The 1,855-nt window shown below is 64.2% G+C and carries 1 protein-coding gene; it reads right to left on the reverse strand.

Annotated elements, in window-relative coordinates; all coding sequences use genetic code 11:
* Positions 1-1,806, reverse strand: a 1,806-nt coding sequence (locus tag E4K09_RS04085) for an Ig-like domain-containing protein (RefSeq protein WP_342211331.1), incomplete at its 3' end; no start/stop codon positions are given.
* Between the last annotated feature and the right edge of the window lie 49 nt (positions 1,807-1,855).

Raw genomic sequence — 1,855 nt, forward strand, 5'->3', positions numbered from 1 at the left:
CTTCACGTGAACCTGGAACGAGGTGCGGGTTTCCGCCTCCGATCCGTTCGACGTCTCCCGCGACATCGCCCGCACGGTCAGATCAACCGTCCCGGAAAAATCATGCGGGGGAACGAGGGCGACGTCCGGCAAGTCCTTCGGATCGATGCTCCAGCTGCCGTCAGCGCTGCGGCTGCCATGCGACAGCGAGAAGTTGTCCGGAACGCCAGCAATCGTCACCGAGGAGATCGCCTCCGAACCGTCTTCGTCTACAACCGTCGCCGAAAGATTGAGCGGAACCGCGGCATCCTCATCGCCCGTCGCAACGGGAGCCACGATCACCGGCGCATCGGCTACCGCATCCACCTGGACCTGGAAGGAGGCGCGCGTAACTGCGGACGAGCCGTTCGCGTTCTCCCGCGACGTCGCCTCGAGGGTCAGGTCGATGGCCCCGGAGAAGTCGCGCGGCGGCGTGATCGTCAGACGGGCGAGATCCGCCGGGTCGACGCTCCAGCTGCCATCCGGTTGCTTCGTGCCATGAGAAAGGGCCGCTCCTTCGGGGACGCCCAGGATTGCAACGGACAGGACTTCCGAGCCATCGCCGTCGGCAAGAGCGGCAGAGAGATCCAGCGCGATTGCTTGATCCTCTTTGCCGGTGACGTCGGCGGCATGAAGCAGCGGCGCATCCGCGACGCCATTAACGTGCACCTGGAACACAGCGCCTGTTGTCGCGCGGGATCCATTCGATCCTTCCTGCGCGGTTGCCCGCACCGTCAGTTCAATGGTGCCGGAGAAGTTGGACGGAGGCGTCAGGGTGACCTTCGGCAGATCGGCGGCGTTCACGTTCCATGTTCCATCCGCCTGGCGGCTTCCATGGGACAGCGACGCACCGGCAGGCACGCCCTCAATGCTGATGGAAAGGCTCTCCGATCCATCTTTATCCGTCAAGGCAGCCGCAAGATCGAGGGCAATCGGCTGATCCTCCGTGCCTGAGACATCACCCGCATGGAGAACTGGCGCATCCGCGACGCCGTTCACGCGAACTTCAAACGTGGCGTCCCTGGTAGCCGTGGAACCGCTCGAATGCTCCCGAACGGTTGCCCGCAGCGTCAGATCCAATGTGCCGGAGAAGTCATGCGCGGGTGTAAGGGTCAGGCCAGCAAGATCCGCCGGATCGACCGTCCAGCTGCCGTCCGCCTGGTGAATGCCGCGGGAGAGGGACGCTCCCTCGGGCACGCCCAGGATCCTCACCGAGAGAATCTCAGAGCCGTCCGTATCGGCCAGGGCCGCCGACAGGTCGAGCGATATCGCCGTATCCTCGTCTCCGGTCCGGTCCGTCGCGTGCAGCACAGGAGCATCGGCAACAGCCCCGATGTGCACCTTGAAACCGGCGCTCGTCGTGGCTGTTGACCCGTTCGCACCTTCCCGAGACACGGCCCTGATCGTAAGATCAAGACTGCCGGAGAAGTCATCGGGCGGTGTTAGAACGAGATGCGGCACATCGGCCGGTTTCACGTCCCAGCTGCCGTCGCTCCGCCGCGTCCCGCGCGACAACGATGCGTCCGCCGGAATTCCAAGGATAACGACCGAGAGCAGTTCGGAACCGTCCGTGTCAGTCAAAGCTGCCGAAAGGTTCAACGCGATGCTTTGGTCCTCGAGGCCGGACACGTCGTGCACCGTCACAGACGGCGCGTCCGCGACAGCTTCCACGTGAACCTGGAGCGTTGCGCTGCTCGTGGCACTCGATCTGTTCGGTCCTTCCGAAGACGTCGCACGAAGAGTGAGATTGATGGTCCCCGAGAAGTCATGGGGAGGTGTGATGGTCAGGTGTGCGAGGTCGGACGGGCTGAGGCTCCAGCTCCCGTCCGGCTGGCGC

This window comes from Microvirga pakistanensis (assembly GCF_004458765.1).
GTDB lineage: Bacteria > Pseudomonadota > Alphaproteobacteria > Rhizobiales > Beijerinckiaceae > Microvirga > Microvirga pakistanensis.